Source organism: Arcanobacterium buesumense, assembly GCF_012563545.1.
Lineage (GTDB): Bacteria > Actinomycetota > Actinomycetes > Actinomycetales > Actinomycetaceae > Arcanobacterium > Arcanobacterium buesumense.
On record NZ_CP050804.1, the window covers coordinates 687,670 to 709,677 of the forward strand.

Genomic DNA, 22,008 nt, shown 5'->3' on the forward strand with positions numbered 1-22,008 from the left:
TAAATAACTTGGCAAGAAGAGGTAGATTGAAGATGACTATGAATGACATGGCCCGCGAAACAGTTCTATTCCGTCGTGAATTAGGTGAAGTTCTTCGCGAGTATCGTCAACGGCAGGGGCGTACGCTCCGCGAAGTGTCGTCCGATGCCCGTGTTTCACTTGGTTATTTGTCGGAAGTTGAACGTGGACAGAAGGAAGCTTCTTCGGAGCTGCTTCACTCAATTTCTATGGCTCTCAATGTTCCCATGAGCCATGTTTTGCGTCTTGTTGCAGATCGAATTGACTTTGCTGAAGGGCGCATTCCACCTATGATGCGTAAGCCACGAATTCCAGATTCGATACCGGAGTCTTTGGTTCGTGCAGAAATGGCTGCAATGCGTGGCTAAGGATGAAGCATACTGAATTTTGGCAGTGTGTAGACCGTGCCTTTCCAAACGGGTTAGGCCGAAGTCTTGTGTCTGATTTAGTTATTCCTGAGTTAGGTTCCAAAACGGCTGAACAAGCATTGGCTGATTGTCAGGCGCCACAAGCTGTGTGGAGTGCGTTGCGGCGCACGATGGATTTGCCAGAACGATATGAATACTTGCATAAAATTAATCCTCGGGACCTTAGTGTTTGAAGGATAGTTAAAAGCGGGAGGCCACAGGCCTCCCGCTTTTAACTTATAATCTTTTAACTAATAATCTTTTAACTAATAATTATGGTGCCTTGTGTGTCGAGTAGACGGTCGAACAGATGTTCGGTTAGAGTTGTCCACAGAACATGATGTCAGCCTGTTTATCCGCAAACGGGAAAGCGTACATCGTTTTATGTCGGAGGTCGGTCATAAGCTGTTCTCATGGGAGCTCGGAGAGAGATTCTCGTGCTATAGACCTGTTCTGTTCAATGATTACAATAACGAGGAGCTTACATGGCTGCGAAAGATAAAGATGCGCGTGCAAAGGCGCTAGAAACTGCACTGGGTCAGATTGATCGTCAGTTCGGTAAAGGGTCAGCCATGAGACTTGGTGATGCACCTCCTCAGCGGGTGGCAGTTATCCCAACTGGCTCTCTAGCACTGGATGTAGCCTTAGGTATTGGCGGTCTTCCGCGCGGTCGCGTTGTAGAAATTTATGGGCCTGAATCATCTGGTAAAACAACGGTTGCGCTTCATGCAGTTGCTAATGCGCAAAAGCTTGGTGGTATTGCTGCTTTTGTTGATGCTGAGCACGCACTTGATCCAGAGTATGCGCGCAAACTTGGTGTGGATACTGATGCGCTGATAGTTTCTCAACCAGATACTGGAGAACAGGCACTTGAAATTGCCGATATGCTTATTCGTTCTGGTGCTCTAGATATCATTGTTATCGATTCGGTGGCGGCACTCGTGCCAAAGGCGGAGATCGAAGGTGAAATGGGTGATTCGCATGTTGGCCTTCAAGCTCGGTTAATGTCGCAAGCTCTGCGTAAACTGACAGGTGCCTTATCAGCAGCTGGAACAACGGCAATTTTCATTAATCAGTTGCGTGAAAAGATTGGTGTTTTTTATGGAAATCCGGAAACAACAACGGGTGGTAAAGCACTGAAGTTCTATGCGTCGGTTCGGTTAGATGTACGCCGTATTGAAACATTAAAGGAAGGTTCTACGCCAGTTGGTAACCGTACACGTGTAAAGGTAGTCAAAAATAAGATGGCGCCTCCTTTTAAGCAAGCTGAGTTCGATATCTTATATGGGAAGGGTATCTCCACTGAAGGTGGAATTATTGATCTTGCCGTCGATACGGGAATTGTTCGTCGCTCTGGCTCGTGGTACACGTATGAAGGGGATCAATTGGGGCAAGGAAAAGAAAAAGCGCGGCAGTTCTTACTTGATAATCCGGAAATTTCTGATGAGATTGAGCGTAAAGTATTAGCATCAATTGGAATTAATAAAGATGGTAGCCCAATTGCTGATCCTGAGGAAGCTCCTGAGCTATAAATTGTAGGACAGTAGTTCTTTACTGCCCTACCAGGCATGATAAACGATGGTAGATTACGCACACGGTGCTGAAGAACGTGCGGCTCGGAAAAAATACCGTTCCGCTCGCGAGATAGCACAACGGAAAAAAGAACGTGCCGAAGCCCGTACTGAAGAAGACTGGACGAGATACGCAAAGGATCTGTGTTACCGGCAGCTGGGGATGATGGAACGCTCAGTGTTTCAACTTCGTCAAGCTTTAGAACGTAACTTGGTACCCGAGGCCATTATTGTTCACACACTCGATGCGTTTAAGGTATCTGGGCTAGTTGATGATGCGCGATTTGCTGCGATGTTTGTAAGGTCAAAGTTTGCTGAAAAAACAATTTCCCGGCGGGGGCTTACTCAGGAGCTTCTGCGGCGAGGAATTGCCCCCGATATTATCGCTGATGCACTAGAGCAAATCGATACGGAAGACGAACAGCATGCAGCTGTAGAGTTCGCACTGCGAAAAGCTCACTCCATGCGTTTATTGGAACCGGATGTTATTCGGCGGCGGCTTTATAGCGCGCTTGCACGTCGTGGTTTTAGTGCTGATCATATTAGGTATGCGGTCGAACAAGCACTCAGTTCAATACAGGATAAATAATCGTTGATGCGTCAAAGATCGCATTTATAGAACATGCTTGGTCAACAACCCTCTACTAGACTGGCCGAATGTAGAACATTAAATACGGATGGGGTATACATGAGCGAGAAACCGCAAACTGCTGACGTCAAGACTTATGCTGTTCGCACCCTTGGATGTCAAATGAACGTCCATGATTCTGAACGAATGGCAGGCTTACTTGATCAGGCAGGTATTGTCCCGGTTGAGCTCGTACCAGAAAAAGCTGCTCGAGCCACTGAAGCTGGGGACCAAGGCGCTGATATTTTGGTGATCAATACTTGCTCTGTCCGGGAAAATGCAGCAAATAAGTTGTTTGGGCATTTGGGGCAGTTAAAATCTGTGAAAGATGCACGTCCAGATATGCAAATTGCTGTGGGCGGTTGTTTGGCACAACAATTGCGAGAAGGCATCATTGAACGAGCGCCATGGGTAGATGTTGTGCTTGGGACTCATAATCTTGACGTGTTACCTGTGCTATTGGAACGTGCCCGTCATAATAAAAAAGCTGCGGTGGAAATTGAAGAGTCATTAAAAGTCTTCCCATCCACGTTGCCAACCCATCGTGAATCGGCGTATGCGGCATGGGTTTCGATTTCAGTAGGATGTAATAACACATGTACTTTCTGTATCGTGCCGCACCTTCGTGGGAAAGAGCGTGACCGTCGGCCAGGAGAAATCCTTTCCGAAATTCAAGCTGTCGTAGATCAGGGAGCGATTGAAATCACTCTACTTGGACAAAATGTTAATTCCTATGGAGTGGGGTTCGGAGATCGAGGAGCTTTTGCTAAACTCCTGCGAGCTTGTGGAGATATTAACGGATTAGAGCGAGTTCGATTCACTTCGCCACACCCGGCAGCTTTTACGGATGATGTTATTGACGCCATGGCTGAAACACCAAATGTCATGCCCTCATTGCATATGCCTTTACAATCAGGCTCTGACCGAGTTTTGCGGGCTATGCGTCGCTCCTACCGGTCAGCTAAGTTCCTCGGTATCTTAGAACGAGTACGCGAGCGGATTCCGAATGCGGCAATCACTACCGATATTATTGTCGGTTTCCCTGGGGAAACCGAAGAAGATTTCCAACAAACGCTAGATATTGTTGAACAGTCCCGTTTTTCTTCGGCGTTTACTTTCTTATACTCGCCACGCCCTGGAACGCCAGCTGCCGATATGGCAGACCAAATTCCAGCAGATGTAGCGTCAAACCGTTATCAACGGCTCCATGAGTTGCAACAGCGTATCACTTTAGAAGAAAACAACAAGCTTGTTGGCGAACGCGTTGATGTTCTCGTTTCTGCTGGCGAAGGCCGAAAGGATGCAAAGACTGCTCGTATTACTGGAAGAGCAGCAGATAACCGCCTTGTCCATATTGCACTTCCTGACAATCTTGTTGATATGCCGCGTCCGGGAGATCTCGTATCTGCTGTTGTCACGCGTGCGGCTCCGTCACATCTTGTAGCTGATTCGGCACTCACTGGTGGTTTATTCGCTATTCGGCCAACACGTGCCGGGGATGCTTATGAAGCGGGAGAAAGGCGTAAAGCACAGTTAGCCGAAGAAGCTGCTGGTCGGGCACCTGTTTCTCTAGGGATTCCTAGTATCGGATTGCGGAAGAGCTAACGCATGGCTTCGCCTATTATTGCTGTCGTCGGAGCTACTGCCTCTGGGAAAACTGCCCTCTCTATCGAACTGGCACAGGCAATCGGGGGAGCTGAACGTGTAGAAATCATCTCAGCTGATGCAATGCAACTGTATCGCGGAATGGATATCGGTACTGCTAAAGCCACGCCGGCTCAGCAATGCGGAATCACCCACCATCAACTAGATGTTCTAGATATTTCTCAAGCTGCATCGGTGGCGGCATACCAAAAATATGCTCGGCAAGATATTCGACAAATCCGCGAACGAGGGCGTATTCCGATGATCGTGGGTGGATCTGGACTGTATGTTAGTGCTCTGCTTGACGAATTAGAGTTTCCTGGAACTGACCCAAATATTCGTGAACAGTTGCAAAACCAGTGGGATCAAGATCAAGGTGCTGAACTGATCGCTGAGCTACGAGAAAAGGATCCAGTTTCGGCAGCAACGATCAATCTTGCGAATCCGAGACGCGTAATCAGAGCATTAGAAGTCGTGCGTCTTACTGGGAAATCATATACTCCAGTATTTCCTCGTCACACCAGTCACTACAGTAATATTATCCATCTTGGGGTGCGTCGAGAGAAAACTGAACTTGATCGCGCAATTATGCAACGCGCGCAGGCGATGTTTGCGGACGGCCTACTTGACGAAACACGTCGTCTTCTAGAAAATGGCCTACGGGAAAGTCCCACCGCGCGCAAAGCCACCGGGTATGCTCAAGCAATCGACGTCATAGATGAAAAGCTCAGTGTTGCCCAAGCGATTGAAAATGTTGCGTTCGCAACGCGTCGACTCGCCAAAAAACAGCGCACGTGGTTTCGCCCAGATCCGCGCATCACCTGGATTGATGTGGCGGATGGAAACTTAGATCAAGCAGTAGCCAGTGCTGTTAATTTTGTTTCTGGTGAGTGCGAAGGACTCTAAAGCCTTTCGCGGAGCCTATTTTTTCCGTAATATAGCCCTGAGAATTCAACCATACGGCTAACGAATCAGCGCCAAGATTTTTTTGAACAACAAAAAAAGCCACACCGTTCGGTGATAATAGCCCAAGCCATTGCATCAGTAATTCATGCAATGCCTTTTTTCCGATACGAATTGGTGGATTCGACCAGAGTAAGTCAATACCAGTATGCTTTCCAGCGGTAATATCTGCTGCTATCTGGTCAAGCATTTTTGGTGCCAAGTCAACACAGACATTGGTGTAGCCAAGTTCTGCAACATTTTGTTCAGTCAGCGCAATAGCTCGCTCATTGACATCACAGGCTAAAACTTGTGCCTGAGGATATGAGTGAGCGAGTGCCAGAGTGATAGGACCCCAACCACAACCAACGTCCACTGCAAGACTCTGCGCAGGAAGATCAATAAGTGGCACTTTGTGAAGAAAAACGGCAGTGCCCTTATCTAACCCAGTAGGTGAGAAAACACCAGCATCTGTTGTGACGTGCCATTCACGCCCAAGTGCCCAATAGCTATACGTCCGCGGGTCTGAAGGGACATGTGGCGAGTCAGAAAAATAATGATCATTCACATGAATAACGATACGTGTCCACTGAGTGAATGTCCACGGTGTAGAAGTGGCAAAGAAGTGAGATAATGAAAGTCGAAGAATCTGTGTTAGGAGAACCCTATTAGTACCCGAAAGCCGCAACAGCAAACTGGAAAGAATCACGATCAAGAATCTCATGCTGGACATGTCGATTTAACGTCATACGAAGGAACAGCACTACAAGCAAATCCCGCATACGGCGGAAGCTGGGCTGGTGAGGCTATAGAACGTGAAGAACGATCCTCATTACGTCGTGTTTCAAGTTTAGCTACTCAACGTGACGAAAAAGTCGACGTCGAATATCGCCAGCTTCGTCTTGAACGAGTTGTGTTGGTCGGATTATGGCGCGAAGGACCATTCGAGGGCGCACAAGATTCGTTACGTGAGCTTGCCGCGTTAGCTGAAACTGCCGGTTCTACCGTGTTAGACGGGCTTATCCAACGTCGTCAATTACCTGATCCAGCTACCTACCTAGGATCAGGTAAAGCTCAAGAATTAGCTGAGATTGTTCAATCCCATGAAGCAGATACTGTGATTGTTGATTCTGAGCTTGCTCCTTCACAACGCCGTGCGCTTGAAGATGTTGTCAATGTCAAGGTCATTGATCGAACTGCACTCATCCTCGATATTTTTGCTCAGCATGCAAAGTCAAAAGAAGGCAAAGCGCAAGTTGAACTAGCCCAACTTGAATATCTCTTGCCGCGGTTACGTGGCTGGGGTGAATCGATGTCCCGGCAGGCCGGTGGCCGAGTGGCTGGTGGTGCCGGCATTGGCTCGCGTGGTCCAGGCGAAACCCAGTTAGAGCTAGATCGTCGGCGTATCCGCACCAGAATGGCAAAATTACGTGCTGATATTAAGGCAATGGAACCGGCACGTGTTACTCGCCGAGCTTCGCGTAATAAAAATGCGATACCAGCCGTCGTCGTCGTCGGATATACAAACGCCGGGAAATCTTCCTTGCTCAACACACTTACCGGAGCAGGAGTGCTTGTAGAAAATGCGCTCTTTGCTACCCTTGATCCTACTGTGCGACGTACTCAAACCCGTGATGGGCGCCCATATACGGTTACTGATACGGTCGGATTCGTTCGTAACTTGCCCACCCAGTTAGTTGAAGCATTCCGTTCTACTCTCGAAGAAGTTGGATCAGCTGATTTACTATTACACGTTGTAGATGCTTCCCATCATGATCCGATAGGACAGATCGCGGCCGTACATGAAGTCCTAGCAGATGTTCCAGGAGCTAATCTAGTTCGCGAGCTTATTGTGTTATCGAAAGCCGACTTAGCTGATCCGATAGATGTAGCTACATTGCGTTCGCGTTACCCACAAGCAGTTCTTGTTTCGGCAGTGACTGGGCAGGGTATCTCTGAATTGGTGGAGGAAATAGATCAATTATTACCGCGCCCCAATATTCTCATTGACGTAACTATTCCATTCTCGCGTGGTGATATTGTCTCACGTATTCATGCTGACGGAGAGATTTTTTCGGAATCATTTACCGCAGAGGGCACTCATATTAATGCTCACGTGACCAACGAAATCGCCGGAGAGTTAATCGAGGCAGGATTGCTAACTCGTGAGTGAGCTTGATTCGGTACTGAATAGTGTTGTCAATGCGGTGGGCGGAAGCACGCGCGAGGGCCAGGTAAGTATGGTTCATCGAGTGGGGCAAGCACTTGCTGATGACGAACATCTCCTCATCCAAGCAGGCACTGGAACAGGTAAATCTTTTGGGTATTTAGTGCCAGCAATGGCGTGGGCAGCACAAACTGGAAAACGAGCAATTATATCCACAGCTACGTTAGCTCTTCAGCGTCAGATTATGCTTTATGATGCCCCACGAGTCAAAGAAGCGATACAAGAGCAATTAGGTGCTCATGTTGACGTGGCGTTACTTAAAGGCTGGCACAATTATGTGTGCTTGCGTAAGGCGACCGGTGGCTATCCAGAAGAAGGAACACTTCTTTCGCGCGCTGAAGGTGAAGTTGGGGCAACTGCTACTGGTGAGGAAGTAATGCGCGCTCGCCAGTGGGCAATGAGTACTGAATCTGGGGATCGTGATGATCTGGTTCCAGGAGTTTCGGATCGGGTATGGTCCCAGGTTTCTGTGCCAAAACGTGAGTGCATTGGGGAAAAGTGTCCAGTACGGCAAAATTGTTTCCCGTTTTTAGCACGGGAGTCTGCTGAAGATACTCACGTGGTGGTAACGAACCATGCGATGCTAGGTATCGCTGCCACTGGCACTCCAGTTTTGCCAGAAGGTAATGCTTTTATTATTGACGAAGCTCATGAGCTGGTTGATCGGGTTACTAGCCAGCTCACTCGCTCTTTGTCAAAATACGATATCGCTGGGATCGCACGGATGTTACGGCGATCGGGATTATCTGATGCGGATTTAGATGAGTCAGCTGATGAGTTAGGAACATTGTTAGCTGATGTTCCTGAAGGGCGTATTAGCCGCTGGGAAGAAGACCTATTTGACGCTATTGCGCGCCTGGCTGGGCGCAGTCAAGAAGCTGGTGAGAATGTTGCTGGTTTATCAGGTAAAGACGAAGAACAAGCTATCACGAAACAGATCTTGCGCACCCGCTTGGTAGAAGTAGTTGAGCTGTGCCAGGATTTACTTTCCGAGGCATTAACAAATGAAACTTTAGTGGTATGGAAAGCTGATTTCAGTGACGGTACGGGAGTGATTTATGCTGCTCCGTTAGATGTAGCGAGCTCGATAGCAGATGAGTTATTTGACGGAAGAGCAACGATATTAACTTCGGCGACACTTAAAGTTAACGGGTCTTTTGATGTTATGGCTAGTCGTACCGGACTGAATTTTCCAAGTCAAGGACCGTGGGAAGGTCTCGACGTCGGCACTCCTTTTTCGCCGGAAACTCAGGGTGTATTGTATGTTGCCCAGCATCTGCCGGTTCCCAGAAAAGAAGGGTATGGCGATGAACAGTTGGCTGAAATGGTTGAGCTTATTCAAGCTTCACAAGGCGGAGCTTTAGCGCTGTTTACTTCTAAAGTGGCTGCTGAACGGGCGGCGCGATTTGTGCGCGAACGTGTCGATGTGCCGATATTTCTCCAAGGTGAAGACCAGATTTCTACTTTGGTTGCGCAATTTGCGGAAGATGATGCGGCCTGCCTTTTTGGCACAATTTCCTTGTGGCAAGGTGTTGATGTTCCTGGGCGTACGTGCCGTTTAGTGATTATTGATCGCATTCCTTTTCCACGTCCCAATGATCCTCTTATGCAAGCGCGCTCGCATGTAGTTAGTAAAAATGGTGGTAATGGTTTTATGAGTGTTGCGGCTACTCAAGCAGCATTAATGCTGGCTCAGGGAGCTGGCCGGCTCTTGCGTCGCGTTACTGATAGGGGAGTTGTGGCTGTTCTTGATCCGCGGTTGCGCACTGCTCGATATGCAAGTTTTTTGTTAGCCTCGATGCCACCTATGTGGCCAACGACGGACCCAGCTACAGTGCGTGGTGTGCTACAGCGTCTTGCCCAAGATAATAACTAGTGTATGAAGACTATAAAGAACGCAAGACGGTGACTATACGGCCAATAATATGTGCATCATCGGCTGGGATTGGGGAATAATCTGGGTTTCGTGGCAGAAGCCATTGATGCCCGCCGGATCGTGAGAGTACTTTCACAGTTGCTTCTCCATCGATCATAGCCGCGACTATTTCACCTTGTTCGGCGTCAGGTTGACGGCGAACAACTACCCAATCACCGTCGCAAATGGCGGCATCAATCATAGAATCGCCGCTAACTTCGAGCATGAATAGTTCACCGGTACCAGTTAGTTGCCGGGGAAGGGCGAAGGTATCTTCGACATGTTGTTCGGCCAAAATAGGAGCTCCAGCAGCAATGCGGCCGACAAGCGGAACTGTGACAATGTTGCCTTCGAGATTGGGTAAGTTGGACTCTGACAAAGATGTCAGAGGGTTGATAGGCGTTGCAGATGAGCTCTGGTGTGACACGAGTGTTGCATCAAATTCTCCCGTTTGAGTATTGAGTCGTCTGCCCAGTTCAGTGAGATCAAGCGTGCGAGAGCGGCGCTGATCATAGGAGATAATACCTGCTTGGAGAAGTGAATCGAGTTGGTGTTTAACTGAAGAGGGTGATTTAAGACCAACCGCATCGCCAATTTCGCGCACTGTTGGCGAGTAGCCGCGTTCATCGATTAATTCGCGAAGCGCGTGGACGATGGAGAGCTGCCGCGGTGTGAGGGTGGGGAGTATTGGCATAGCTTTTCTCATTTCGCGAAGTGTGAGGTAGGTTTCTGAGCCCTGATCTGCCTTCACAACTTTATTGTGATGCTACTGCGGAGAGTGGACATTAAAGTGTGTGGGAGGCAGATGATTGTCTTATCTCAAAGCCTAATGCAGGACGGATAGATTTTCAAACATTTGTTCGGCTGCGTTCGTACAAATGTTCTAGACAGAATGAAGTTTTTCCGATAGCATTAGAACAGTTGTTCGATTGAGAATCTAAAGGAGCCCCGATGTCAGTTATCGATATCCGAGAGTATGAACGCGTCGCAGCGCCACATAAAATCGAACGGAAGGCATCTTTGCGTGCGGTTCCACAGCAGCAACGTCATATTAATGCGGTCCCTAAATACTCTGCTGGTCCTCAACGCAGTGAAAGGATTCGTCATGTTGTGCGTCCTGATAAACCAATTAGCTCCACCCTTCGTTCTCTTTACGCGGTGCCTACTGCTGCTAGTGCGGCGCAGGTGAGTGAATCGGACGTACATTGGCGTATAGAATCAGCTCGCACTGATGCGAAGTATCAGGTATCTCACCAGGGTGATGAGGGGGATATCCCTCGCCAGATTGTTATGGGTTTGGTCTATGCTCGTCGTTTGCTTGATTCTTTTTCAATACGTCAGGTACTTTCATTTATTGGTGTTATGGCAATGTCAGTCGTTGCTGGCTTAGCGGTGGTAACTATCTTTGGTCTATCGCCAGAAGCTGGCCAAACTCGAGTTGTCCAACCTGGTGATACTCTTGTTTCCATTGCTGAGTCGCTAGAAGCCCCAGTGCCTCAATCGCAAATCGTTTCGGATATCTATGCGCTCAATGTTATAGATGGAAATGTTGTCCAGCCTGGCCAACGTCTTGTGATGCCTAGATATTAATGCCTGTTGTATCCTGCCCTGCAAAAGTTTGGTATATCGCGCTATTATTGCAACATGCATTGTCCTTTCTGTCGCCACCCTGACTCGCGCGTTATCGATACCCGTACCTCTGATGATGGTATGGTGATTCGCCGCCGGCGGGAATGTCCAAAGTGTAAGCGTCGTTTTTCGACATCTGAATCTGCAACACTTATGGTGTTGAAACGTTCGGGAACATCAGAACCTTTTTCTCGAGAGAAGATCGTTTCTGGTGTTGGGAAAGCATGCCAAGGTCGGCCAGTAACAGATGACCAACTGGCAGTATTGGCTCAGCAAGTTGAAGAGAGTATTCGGGCTCAGGGGCTAGCGCAAATTGATGCGCACGATATTGGGTTAGAGATTCTAGAACCTTTGCGCCATCTGGACCGAATCGCCTATTTGCGCTTCGCGTCAGTTTATTCAAACTTCGATTCTCTTGAGGATTTTGAAGAGGCGATAGCTCAGTTACGCGCTGAAGGCGATACACAACTACCCGGCGACTAACGAAGTAAGTGAAGGTGTTGGGGTGCTACGTGCATCGTGGCACCCCAACACCTTCACTTATGATTGTTACTTTTTAAGTAGCGATCAACAAGAAGCGATAATGCTCTTACTAATCTGTTTCATCAGATTCCTGATTCTCCGGCACGGTATCGGTGGGTGCAGCATGATTAGGCTTAATATCAGATTTTGTGGTAAACAATTCCGATCTATAGTGAGCTACCCAATTCTTGAAATTTTCGACTGACAATCCGGATTGGCGAGCTGTTGTGTCAAGCTCTTCAACGAGGGTTGTTTTGTCAGCTCCTTTATTCATTTTATCAGCGAACTTTGCGCGCAATGCTTCAAAGGTCTCTGAGTTTTGCTCGGTCCAATTCTTCCAATCTTCTTTCGATGCCTCGGCGCGCTCACGCAGATTAGCAAGATATTCATCAATAATTGACGAAGCTGAAGAAGATGCTTCAGAGAGTTTTTCCCGCCACTGTCCAGAATTTAATTCAAAAGACGAAAGCTTTTCCCGCACGGATCGGCGCATTACTTTGCCTATTTGTGATCGCGGAAGTTCATCCAAAATAGCAATTGATTTAGGAATAGCGTAATGGGCTAGTTTATCTTCAGTCCATTGGCGCACTGCCTCTATATCGACCTTAGAACCTGGCTCAAGAACTAAAGCGGCGACAACCGATTCGGAAAAAGAATCAGTAGGCATGCCAACAACAGCTACATCGACAACACCGGGCATTTGCCGAACAGCTTCTTCTACCTGAGACGGATAGACGTTAAAGCCGCCGTTAATAATCATTTCTTTGCGACGATCGGCCATAACGATAAAACCATCATCCCAATAGCCTAAATCTCCGGTTCGCAGCCAACCATCAGGAGTGAACGCATGAGCAGTTTCTTCCTCATCTCGTAAATATCCTTGGAAAACCTGCGGTCCGCGGGCGCATATTTCACCGACTTCATGTTCGGGGAGGATTTCACGGGTTGGATCATCGGGATCGATGATCTTTACTTCGGTTGATGGGAAAGGGATGCCTAGCGTTGAAGGCCGCCGATCAGGGGATACTGGCGAAGCGGCAATAACTGGGGAAGCCTCGCTCATTCCATATCCTTCGATAATGTAACCTCCAGTGGCCTTCTCCCAACGGGCAGCTAGCTGCGGATCTAATGGCATAGCACCGGATACGGAAAAACGAATCGTCGAAAGATCAACTTTTTTACCTTCGTCAAGAGAGTCCAATATTTTCTTATACATTGGCGGTACGCCGCCAAAGAAAGTGATGGGGTGACGGGCGTGTCCGGCAAGTAGAATATCGACATCAAAGCTTGGCGTCATCACAATGGTTGCAGCTGAGTTGACACACACACTCAGAGATAGTTGTAAGCCGAATGCATGGAAGAAAGGTAATACTGCCGCAACGGTTTCTTTGCCGCGTTCATAAGTAATAAGCCAGGCTTCATTTTGCTTTGCATTCGCAACGATGTTGCGATGAGAGAGCTTAACCGCCTTGGGCGTGCCAGTAGTCCCGCCAGTTTGTAACAATACAGCGATCGAATCTGGAGAGACATTCGAGGCCTGTGCGATATTAGATGGGGTTGCATACTTGACCTGATTGTCCCAAGAATGGACCCCGGCAGGGACGCGACCGCGTAGCTTGGCGCGTTGCTCTCGAGCAGCCTTAATAGGTAGCTGTAACAGAAATTGAGATTTTGCTGGCAAAGCTTTCACAAGATTGACTGATAGATACGTCCGGCCACGGAAATCCCCGTCGCACAAAAGGCGCTCGATAGTTTGTTCCCATGCGATAACAACAGTAGAACCGACAAGTTCAATCTGATCGTTGAGCTGGGCGACAGGAGCTAATGGATTATGTTCGGCTATGGTGGCTCCCAGAGCGGTAATAGCGTAGAACGCAACGAAATGCTGTGGACAGTTAGGCAAAATAACAGATACGACATCACCTTCGCGCACTCCGCACATTTTTAGAACGGTGATTGCTCGCTCAACTTCGTTAGCGATTTCTTCATAGGTCCACTCGCGGCCTAGGAAATCTATGGCGACACGCTGTGGGAAGTCTGCTACCGCATCAATAAGCATCCGCTCGACAGTGTGATCGGGGATCGGCACGGATGGGTTGACGCTGTGAGGGTAATGCTCATGTGCTCGTTGCATATGGGTCATATCCGGGCTCCTTTGATGAGAGTTAGTGGATTATGGCAATCGCTCTATGAGTAAAGCTACCATACCGTAACTTGTGTGTGAAGTCTTATTTTATGCGTGTTATCTTAAGGAAGGTGGTAGTTGCGCGTCAGTAACTACCACCATGCGCCTCGTGGCGCGGGTCATTGCCACATACAAATCACCCGGTCCGCGCTCGCCAATGACCAATGGGTTGACCACAATGACAGTATCGAATTCCAGCCCCTTGGACTCGCGAGCGCTCATAACGTGGATACGTTGAGATACATCGGATCCAGTCCGATCAATGCCCCACCGAGATAATTGTTGAGCTGCGAAAACTGTTTCTTTAACATCACGAAGTTGATCGGTGTCGGCAATAATGGCCAAGGTGCCATGCTCAGAGCCATATTGGGTATCTAAGAGTTCGGATTCATGAGCAATTCGTTCGATGAGTACTGTGGTTAAAGAGTCACTTTCAGTGAGGTCATATGCGTAGGTATCGGGAAGATCACGTACTGCTTGGACCGGGCGTACGGGATGGCCAAGGTCAGCCATAAGATCAGTAGCGCGTTGGAGAAGTGATGCTGGTGTTCGGTACGACATTGTTAATTCGTCAATTCGGCTAAATTCGCCTAGTGTACCGAGTGCCTGGGCCCAACCACCTTGCGGGGCGCCTTGTGGACGTTGGTCAACATCCCCGACAATGGTCATTGATCGGGCTGGATTGCGTCGTGCAATCATTCGCCACTGCATATCAGATAATTCTTGAGCTTCATCGACGACGACGTGGCCATAGGTCCAAGTGCGATCCGCGGCAGCGCGTTCAGCCAAGGTATCTCCTGACGTATCGCCATAAAGACGTTCAGCCACATCATTAGCACGGACGATCCCGCCACCGAGGTCCATCGCGTTCATAGTGTCAGCAACGTAGGCTTGATGGCGGCGACGTTGTTGCTCGAGAGCTTGTTCTTGAGCCAATTCGGCGCTGGAAGAAAACTCACCTAAGTGTTCGGCGAGTTCATCGAGAATTGGAATATCTGCACGAGTAAAACCTGCAGACCTATCGCGGCGCAACAGGGCACGTTCTTCTTCGGTTAGTTCTGGTGCGATACGTGCTAGTAGCTCGGGGTAATGATAAATACGTGCGAGCAGGGCAGTAGCTGAGCTTGGCAACCAATGAAGATTAATTTCCCGGCGGGCATCAATGGATTCGATAATATCGCCATATAAGAAATCGTTATGTCCAAGATCAACCTCAAGTTGTTGGGCGAGTTGTTGAGCGAGCTGTTCGACTAGGTACTTGGCATAGGTGTCGCGAGCTTGATTGTGAGGTTTGTTAGTTCGCCGGGCGCGACGCTGAGCGGCTTCGACCATATCTGGTGTCAGTTTGAGTTTCTTACCAGTAATAACGATATATGCGGTTTCGCGGCGCGGTTTTTCAACAATTCGGCGGACAGCGCGCTGTGCGAATTCTGCCCACCTCCTATCACCTTTGAGTTTGGCGACGTTGGCGGGTTCTGTTGCGCTAACACGCACATGTGGTAACAGATCGTCAACAGTGGTTGAAACGACGTCGGATTCGCCAAGAGCGGGGAGTACTTGATCGATGTACCTTAAGAAAATTGGCGAAGGGCCAATAATAAGAACTCCTGATCGGGCAAGGCGCTCGCGGTGGGTGTAGAGAAGGTAAGCTGCCCGGTGAAGAGCTACTGCAGTTTTACCGGTTCCTGGTCCACCTTGAACTACGAGGATTCCGTTGACATCAGAGCGAATAATTCGGTCTTGTTCAGTTTGGATGGTTGCGACGATATCACCCATTCGCCCATCGCGTGCTTTACTCATAGCAGCAAATAGTGCGCCTTCTCCGGTGAGGTTAAGATCAGCAGAATCTGCACCGGCATCAGTTAAGAGTTCATCTTCGACGCCAATTACTTCGCGCAACCGCGTTTGGATGTGTCGACGACGGCGAATATTACCCGGATGGGCTGCAGTAGCTTGATAAAAAGGTTCGGATTGCGGTGCTCGCCAATCGGTGAGGATAATGTCATTATCGCTATTGCGTAATGTGGTTCGTCCAATCCGAACAATCGCGCCGTCATTAGTGTCTAGACGGCCGAGAACTAGTCGGTTTTCAACATTTCGTAGGCGGGTTAGATTATCTTCGTAGTGACTGGCGAATGAATCACGTTCGGATACTTGGCCCGGAGTACCCCCGCCACCTTGCGCGCGAACTTTCTTTAGTTGCTCACCGTAATAATTTACTTGAGTATCAAGCGCATCATATGCTTGGTAAACAAAATCTTGTTCTTCGGCAATTGCTTTGGTCTGCGTCGTTTGATTCGTCACTGGTGTCCTCCGATAAAATCAAGTCCCATAATTATTCCCCATTTTTGTGGTCCGCGCATAGCGAACCAGTCTATTGAGATTAGCGTTCTCACTATTCAATACAGGCGCAAAAGCGATCGATGAATTAAGGTAGAGACTAAGAAGAGCACATGAGGAGGGTCGATGTTGAATTACGCCAGATATGCAGAGAACCTAGGCGAACTTAAAGTTCCTACCCTGGTTATTGCCCTAGTTGATCATCTGGTTGATCCGGGTGCTATTGGTCAGGCAGTTAATGCGTGTATCGACTTATTGGATTCTGTCGAGGTAGCTGCCTTTGATTCTGATCCGCTTTATGATTATCGCGCTCAACGCCCTATCGTGACGTACAACGATGGTGTTCTCTCATCTAGTGCAGAACCAGGAATGTCACTCGATCTTGTGACTGATGTTAATGGTCAAACATTCCTTTTCCTCCACGGAACTGAACCCGATTTCCACTGGCCGCGATTAACCGCAGACGTTATGGAGATTATGGGGAAACTCGGTGTGGAAAAAGTCTTTTCGATCCATGGAATGCCGGCACCAATTCCGCATACGCGCCCGGCAGATATGCTCATTAGAACGACGACACATGTTGATAACCCAGCTGTTGTCCGCGGGCAAGTCACTCACCCAGCGTCGTTATCTGACTATATCGAATATCAACTAGGACAAAGCGGGTATCAGGCGATAAATATTCGGGTGCGCGTACCACTATATATGTCTCGTTCAGATATGCCTTTCTTCTCTGGTGCGCTCGCGGTAGTACGTCAGTTAGCAGCTCTCGGCGGGCCAACGATCCCGCTGGGCGATCTGGAACAGCATGAAGATCAGCAAGGGCTAGAACTGGCAAATATTGCTCAGCAAGATGATCAGTTTGCTGCGATGGTGGCCCAGTTTGAAGAAGAATATGATTCTTCGGAACAAGGGTTTGTTAAAACTCATGACGAGACTGGGCCGTTGCCTACTTCGGAAGAAATTGGTGCCGCGGTAGAAAAGTTCTTAGCGATGCAAAACTCCAATCCGCTGGAAGGTGTTCGCCCGGTTCAAGAGCCGCCGCAAAAAACGAAGGCTAAAGATGCCGATGCTCAAGATTTTCGTACTCATTTGCGAAATTCTCTTGCTCAACTTTTTAATCGTAAGCAAGAAGATTAATCAGTTTGCCACCCGGCTTCCTCATCTGTGAAAGGCGGATGCCCAATAGCTTGCCGTTCGATTTGTTCTTGCGGAATTAAGCGAGCTGGCATGGCTAACGCGCGAAGGTTGCGATCGATATTGGCTGTATCAATCGGATGATGGCTTGCGAGTAAAACAATGTTGCCCATGCGGCGTTTTTTCACAATAGCTGGATCCGCAATTGCCGTTATATGGGCAAATGTTTCGCGAGCAGATTGAACTTCACGATAGAGCGGGACTAACCCGTGCTGACCGGCAATATTCACGCAATATACACCGTCTTCACGCAATAGCCGTCCGGCACTAGCGTAGGCTTGGCTGGTTGCTAGATGAGCAGGAACTTGACCGCCTGCGAATGCGTCACGAATGATGACGTGCCAGCTTCCCTTATTAGTTTCTAAGGTCTGCCGGGCATCTTGGGTACGAATCCGTAATTCGGGGGAAGAAGGAAGATCAAAATGTTCCCGCGCAACTAAGGCAAGTTCTGGATCAATTTCGATTGCCAATTGCCGAGACTGCGGGTACTGGGCTGCGAAACAGCGAGCTAAGGCGCAACCAGCCCCGCCCAAATGTAAAATCCGAAGACTGGCAGGGGGCTGATAGGTGGCGGTGACGGCAACAGAAATATGTTGCATGTACTCAAATTCAAGATAAGTTGGATCGGATAAATCGATAGCCGAAGATTCAACGTCATCGATAAAAAGGGTACGTATAGTATCGCGAGTTTCAATACGCAAAGTCGACATTGATGTTTGAATGATTTCACTGGTAGGTTTGCGTGCCATTCTTTCAGCATAACGATGCATACCGCGCTACGCTAAAGATAACTCGTTGAAAGAACAGGAGGCGAATATGTCACGTGCACCGCGTTCTTCTGCTGCCCGGCGATTTTGGGGTGACGACGATTCGCAAACTCCAATCATGCATATGGACCTAGACGCCTTCTTTGTATCTGTTGAACTTATTGAACGGCCTGAGCTCGTTGGTCGGCCAGTTGCTGTTGGCGGCCAAGAACGTGGTGTTATTTCGGCTGCCTCATATGAAGCGCGTGAATTTGGAGTTAATTCTGCCATGCCGGTAGGACAGGCTAAACGGCGGTGTCCGCAACTGATAATCTTGCCGCCGAATCATGAAAAGTATGAGGAAATATCACGACGAGTGATGGATTTTTTGCGCACAATCACTCCGCTTGTTGAACAGCTTTCCGTTGATGAAGCGTTCCTTGATGTGGCCGGTGCCAGAAAGTTGTTTGGTAGTCCAGTTCGTATTGGTCACTATATTCGTCGCCATATTCAAGAAACTGAAGGTATTGTTGCTTCGATCGGTATAGCCGCAAGTAAGCATGTAGCAAAGATCGCTTCGGCCCACGCTAAGCCCGATGGGCTTTTGCTTGTCCCGCGGGATCGGACACTTGATTTTCTCCATACTCTGCCAGTAGGTGCACTGTGGGGCGTGGGAGAGAAGACTCGAGAAAATTTAGCCAAGCGTGGAATTACTCATGTGGCAGATATTGTTACCATTGGTCAGCAACGGTTGAGCGCTATCGTCGGGCAGGCTAATGGACAACATCTTTACAATTTAGCCCTAGGCCAAGATAACCGCCGCGTTGAACCTCAGCGCGAAGAAAAATCGATATCGCGTGAACAAACTTTTTTTGAACCGATTATGACTAGTTCGCAGGCTCATAAAGTTCTCTTATACCAATCTCATGATGTTGCTTCTCGGTTGCGAGCACACGGTAGTTATTCTAGAACGCTATCTTTGAAAGTTCGGTACTCAGATTTTTCTACCCTTACTCGTTCGATTACCTTGGGAGCGCCAACTAATACTGGGGCAGATGTGTACGAAGCTGTGTGTGCTTTATTCGATCAACTGTACGCCGAAGGGCGGGGAATTCGGTTATTAGGTGTTCGTGCTGGTCAGCTTTCTCGTTACGATGGTGGTGTACAACTGACCTTAGGTGACGATGGGCGGCGTTCGAAAGCTGAAGAGGCGATGGATTTAGTGCGTGCCAAATATGGGCGAAGTGTGTTGAAACACGGTTCACTATTGGAAAAAGATTCGGAAGTTTAGTTCAACTCTTGATACTGGCGTTACTTCGGGTATTGTGAAGATATACGGATATAGAAGGGAACCATTTATGGCTCTGTCGGATTATGAGCGTAAAATGCTTGAACAACTCGAAGCTCAGCTCAAGGGTGAAGACCCTAAGTTAGCTGAGTCCTTGGCCCCAGAAGATCTTCATCAGACCCGCATGGCGCTTTCTGCACGTCACCTAGTTTTAGGCCTTATTGCGGCTGTTAGTGGCCTGGGGATCGTCGCTGCTGGCGTGGCGACGGAGTTTATATCGGTTGGTGTAGTTGGTGCCGTTGTTGTGTGGCTAGGTTTAATGTACATCATTCAAGGGATGTCTCAAGTCACCGTAGAAACCGGTAAGGCTAGCAAGGTTCATAAGCCTACTGGGCGGCAAGCACAGGACTTTATGGAACGTCAAAAACGAGCGTTCGAACAACGTCGTGATGAAGGACGGATGTAACTGTTATTTTTTCCGTCTTTAGGGCGGTCGGAGAAGGGCCGGAGCTGAAAAAGCTCCGGCCCTTCTCTATTTTTTAGCGTTGACTTATTGGTGCTCCACTTTTCTCCACTGGGGATATGAGAGCGGCATTTTTGAGCGATAAAATTATTTGAATATCGGATAATATTGACATTAATATCTCCTTTAACAATATTCACTCCACTCGACTTTTTCCAATAAAATCAAAGCAATGTGATAATAATTTCGCATTTCATAAACAATAGTGGTGGGTTTTGGGGTAAAGTGGAGACAACGTTGTGAGGAGGGGGGTGAATGATGTTCCTTGGTACATACGAGCCACGGCTAGATGACAAGGGGCGTCTGATCCTGCCTGCCAAGTTTCGTGATCAATTAGCAAATGGTCTCGTCATTACACGAGGTCAAGAGCATTGCTTGTACGTGTTTCCATATGCTGAATTTGAAAACATTTTGGAACGCTTACGGCAAGCACCGATGACTTCAAAGGAAGCGCGAACATACACTCGCGTATTTCTGTCAGGCGCTAATGATCAGGTTCCTGATAAGCAAGGACGAATTACATTGCCGGCAATGCTGCGAAGCTATGCCGGATTGGAGCGCGATCTTGCAGTTATCGGATCTGGTGATCACGTAGAGATTTGGGACGCTAAGGCGTGGGAGACCTTCTTAACAACGAGTGAAGATGAATTTGCTGATCGAGAAGACGAACTAATTCCAGGCGTTTTCTAGCACGGTCTAGTGGCCCTCTTCCAACCCTCCTGAGGTAATTCCCCGATTTCAGGCGGTTGGCGGGGGACCAGTAGGTCCGTGATGAAGTATGGAAAAGAAGGGATGTGTTATGCGAGTAACTGCAGACAATAACGCGTTGCACATTCCTGTGCTAGTGCAAAATATTATTGACCTTTTTTCCCCCGCTTTCACTAATGATCAGCCAGTACTCATCGATTGCACCTTGGGTATGGGGGGGCACAGTGAAGCTCTATTACGTGCCTTTGATAACCTGTGCATCATTGGAATAGACCGTGATGAGCAAGCTATTGAGTTAGCTTCAGCGCGTTTAGCACCATTTGGTTCTCGGTTCATTGCTGTTCACACCACCTACGACGACGTCGATCTCATTGCTGAGCAATATGGTCACGATGGCTGTGTTGATGCTATTTTGATGGATCTCGGAGTATCGTCATTGCAACTAGATGAAGTTGACCGTGGCTTTTCTTATGCTCACGATGCGCCCCTAGATATGCGGATGGATACCACCCGAGGGGTAACTGCAGCTCAACTTCTTGCAACGGCTTCTCATGCTGAACTCTCACGAATTTTACGTGTCTACGGTGAAGAAAAATTTGCTTCCCAGATTGCGCGAGCTGTGGTCAAGCGTCGGCAGACTTCGCCACTAGAACGAACCGCAGAACTTGCTGAGCTCGTCCGTGAGACGATTCCCGCTCCGGCTCGCCGGAAGGGCGGAAATCCTTCCAAGCGCACATTCCAAGCTTTACGTATCGCGGTAAATAATGAACTCGAAGTTCTCGAAGCTGCGGTGCCTAGAGCGTTAGAAGCTCTTCGAGTGGGTGGACGTATCGTCGTCGAATCATACCAATCACTCGAAGACCGCATAGTTAAAGAAGCGTTTAACGTGGGACTAATTTCCACATCGCCGCCAGGTCTGCCTATGGAGTTGGAAGATCACGCACCGTATCTTGCGCCATTAACACGCGGAGCGCAAAAAGCAGATCCTTCTGAACAAGAGCAAAACCCGCGTTCGGCATCAGTGCGCTTACGTGCTGTCGAGCGTTTGCGTCCCACCCCAGCACATATTTATCAGCCCCATCGTCGTCAAGGAAGTGCATTATGAGTGTTCTAGCACGAGCAGTACAGCGTAATAGTGCACCCGCATCACGTCCGATTATCGAGGTGCCGGGATTAAGCGTTGTACCAACTCCGGCCGCTGCTCGTGGATTTTTTGGAACAGTTTTATTGTGCGCAATTTTATTTTTTGGGGCACTTGCCACAGCTTTTTATCTCAACACGCTGATGGTAGCTGGAGCTTACGAGCTTAAAGATATTAATGTAAAACATAACGAGGTGGCGGCACGCGAAGCGACGCTGAGAAGTGAAGTCATTTCCGTCTCCTCACCTGACCAATTACGGCATGCCGCTCAAGGAATTGGGATGGTGTCAGCTACATCACTTCTTCATATAGATATTGAAACAGGAGCGGTGACAGCACCAACTGAGGGCAATCAGTGAGCATGATGAGGAGTAAGA

General features: G+C 48.5%; 21 protein-coding genes. 16 read left to right on the plus strand and 5 right to left on the minus strand.

The window, feature by feature from the left end; genetic code table 11:
* The first annotated feature begins 38 nt into the window (after positions 1-38).
* The 6 genes from HC352_RS03080 (at position 39) to miaA (ending at position 5,174) form a co-directional block, all read left to right on the plus strand.
* Positions 39-386: a helix-turn-helix domain-containing protein gene (locus tag HC352_RS03080; RefSeq protein WP_247645241.1), complete on the plus strand. Its 348-nt coding sequence runs from the start codon at positions 39-41 to the stop codon at positions 384-386.
* A gap of 2 nt (positions 387-388) precedes the next feature.
* Positions 389-619: a DUF3046 domain-containing protein gene (locus tag HC352_RS03085; RefSeq protein WP_168917529.1), complete on the plus strand. Its 231-nt coding sequence runs from the start codon at positions 389-391 to the stop codon at positions 617-619.
* 291 nt (positions 620-910) lie between these two features.
* On the plus strand, positions 911-1,957 hold the full coding sequence (gene recA, locus HC352_RS03090) for a recombinase RecA (protein ID WP_168917530.1): 1,047 nt from the start codon (positions 911-913) through the stop codon (positions 1,955-1,957).
* 46 nt (positions 1,958-2,003) lie between these two features.
* Entirely contained in the window at positions 2,004-2,585 is a 582-nt protein-coding gene (locus HC352_RS03095) for a regulatory protein RecX (protein ID WP_168917531.1), read from the plus strand.
* 99 nt (positions 2,586-2,684) lie between these two features.
* The gene (gene miaB / locus HC352_RS03100) at positions 2,685-4,229 is read left to right on the plus strand and encodes a tRNA (N6-isopentenyl adenosine(37)-C2)-methylthiotransferase MiaB (RefSeq protein ID WP_168917532.1); all 1,545 of its coding nucleotides are present in this window, start codon (positions 2,685-2,687) and stop codon (positions 4,227-4,229) included.
* A gap of 3 nt (positions 4,230-4,232) precedes the next feature.
* The gene (miaA, locus tag HC352_RS03105; RefSeq protein ID WP_168917533.1) at positions 4,233-5,174 is read left to right on the plus strand and encodes a tRNA (adenosine(37)-N6)-dimethylallyltransferase MiaA; all 942 of its coding nucleotides are present in this window, start codon (positions 4,233-4,235) and stop codon (positions 5,172-5,174) included.
* Here miaA and HC352_RS03110 read toward each other — a convergent pair.
* Positions 5,140-5,919, minus strand: a complete 780-nt coding sequence (locus HC352_RS03110) for a class I SAM-dependent methyltransferase (protein WP_369801272.1) — start codon at positions 5,917-5,919, stop codon at positions 5,140-5,142. The two genes, miaA and HC352_RS03110, sit on opposite strands and share 35 nt — an antisense overlap.
* On the opposite strand from HC352_RS03110, the gene hflX reads away from it, so the two are divergent.
* Together hflX and HC352_RS03120 are read left to right on the plus strand one after the other, a co-directional pair.
* Positions 5,878-7,383, plus strand: a complete 1,506-nt coding sequence (hflX, locus tag HC352_RS03115) for a GTPase HflX (protein ID WP_168918590.1) — start codon at positions 5,878-5,880, stop codon at positions 7,381-7,383. The two genes, HC352_RS03110 and hflX, sit on opposite strands and share 42 nt — an antisense overlap.
* Entirely contained in the window at positions 7,376-9,313 is a 1,938-nt protein-coding gene (locus tag HC352_RS03120; RefSeq protein WP_168917534.1) for an ATP-dependent DNA helicase, read from the plus strand. Before hflX ends, HC352_RS03120 begins: the two co-directional genes overlap by 8 nt.
* Positions 9,314-9,323: 10 nt before the next feature.
* On the opposite strand, the gene lexA is transcribed toward HC352_RS03120, so the two are convergent.
* The gene (gene lexA / locus HC352_RS03125) at positions 9,324-10,046 is read right to left on the minus strand and encodes a transcriptional repressor LexA (RefSeq protein ID WP_168917535.1); all 723 of its coding nucleotides are present in this window, start codon (positions 10,044-10,046) and stop codon (positions 9,324-9,326) included.
* Between the two features lie 257 nt (positions 10,047-10,303).
* Between lexA and HC352_RS03130 the strand changes: the two genes are divergently transcribed.
* Complete coding sequence (locus tag HC352_RS03130; protein WP_168917536.1) at positions 10,304-10,942, plus strand: LysM peptidoglycan-binding domain-containing protein; 639 nt, start codon at positions 10,304-10,306, stop codon at positions 10,940-10,942.
* A gap of 54 nt (positions 10,943-10,996) precedes the next feature.
* A complete protein-coding gene (gene nrdR / locus HC352_RS03135; protein WP_168917537.1) occupies positions 10,997-11,464 on the plus strand; it encodes a transcriptional regulator NrdR in 468 nt (155 codons plus the stop codon).
* A 109-nt stretch (positions 11,465-11,573) separates the two neighbouring features.
* Here the strand turns inward: nrdR and HC352_RS03140 are convergent, their stop codons facing one another.
* Both HC352_RS03140 and HC352_RS03145 read right to left on the minus strand, forming a co-directional pair.
* On the minus strand, positions 11,574-13,646 hold the full coding sequence (locus HC352_RS03140; protein WP_168917538.1) for an AMP-binding protein: 2,073 nt from the start codon (positions 13,644-13,646) through the stop codon (positions 11,574-11,576).
* A 99-nt stretch (positions 13,647-13,745) separates the two neighbouring features.
* On the minus strand, positions 13,746-15,992 hold the full coding sequence (locus HC352_RS03145) for a HelD family protein (RefSeq protein ID WP_168917539.1): 2,247 nt from the start codon (positions 15,990-15,992) through the stop codon (positions 13,746-13,748).
* A gap of 162 nt (positions 15,993-16,154) precedes the next feature.
* On the opposite strand from HC352_RS03145, the gene HC352_RS03150 reads away from it, so the two are divergent.
* On the plus strand, positions 16,155-17,168 hold the full coding sequence (locus tag HC352_RS03150) for a PAC2 family protein (RefSeq protein WP_168917540.1): 1,014 nt from the start codon (positions 16,155-16,157) through the stop codon (positions 17,166-17,168).
* On the opposite strand, the gene HC352_RS03155 is transcribed toward HC352_RS03150, so the two are convergent.
* Complete coding sequence (locus HC352_RS03155) at positions 17,165-17,974, minus strand: spermidine synthase (RefSeq protein ID WP_168917541.1); 810 nt, start codon at positions 17,972-17,974, stop codon at positions 17,165-17,167. The genes HC352_RS03150 and HC352_RS03155 overlap by 4 nt on opposite strands.
* A 67-nt stretch (positions 17,975-18,041) precedes the next feature.
* Between HC352_RS03155 and dinB the strand changes: the two genes are divergently transcribed.
* From dinB to ftsL, 5 genes are all read left to right on the plus strand, one after another.
* A complete protein-coding gene (gene dinB / locus HC352_RS03160; protein WP_168917542.1) occupies positions 18,042-19,262 on the plus strand; it encodes a DNA polymerase IV in 1,221 nt (406 codons plus the stop codon).
* A 67-nt stretch (positions 19,263-19,329) separates the two neighbouring features.
* Entirely contained in the window at positions 19,330-19,725 is a 396-nt protein-coding gene (locus HC352_RS03165) for a DUF3040 domain-containing protein (RefSeq protein ID WP_168917543.1), read from the plus strand.
* Positions 19,726-20,040: 315 nt separating this feature from the next.
* The gene (gene mraZ / locus HC352_RS03170; protein WP_168918591.1) at positions 20,041-20,472 is read left to right on the plus strand and encodes a division/cell wall cluster transcriptional repressor MraZ; all 432 of its coding nucleotides are present in this window, start codon (positions 20,041-20,043) and stop codon (positions 20,470-20,472) included.
* Between the two features lie 88 nt (positions 20,473-20,560).
* Positions 20,561-21,595 carry a 16S rRNA (cytosine(1402)-N(4))-methyltransferase RsmH gene (rsmH, locus tag HC352_RS03175; protein ID WP_247645223.1) on the plus strand — a complete coding sequence of 345 codons (1,035 nt, stop codon included), beginning with the start codon at positions 20,561-20,563 and terminating at the stop codon, positions 21,593-21,595.
* Positions 21,592-21,990: a cell division protein FtsL gene (ftsL, locus tag HC352_RS03180; protein WP_168917544.1), complete on the plus strand. Its 399-nt coding sequence runs from the start codon at positions 21,592-21,594 to the stop codon at positions 21,988-21,990. Before rsmH ends, ftsL begins: the two co-directional genes overlap by 4 nt.
* Positions 21,991-22,008 lie beyond the last annotated feature (18 nt).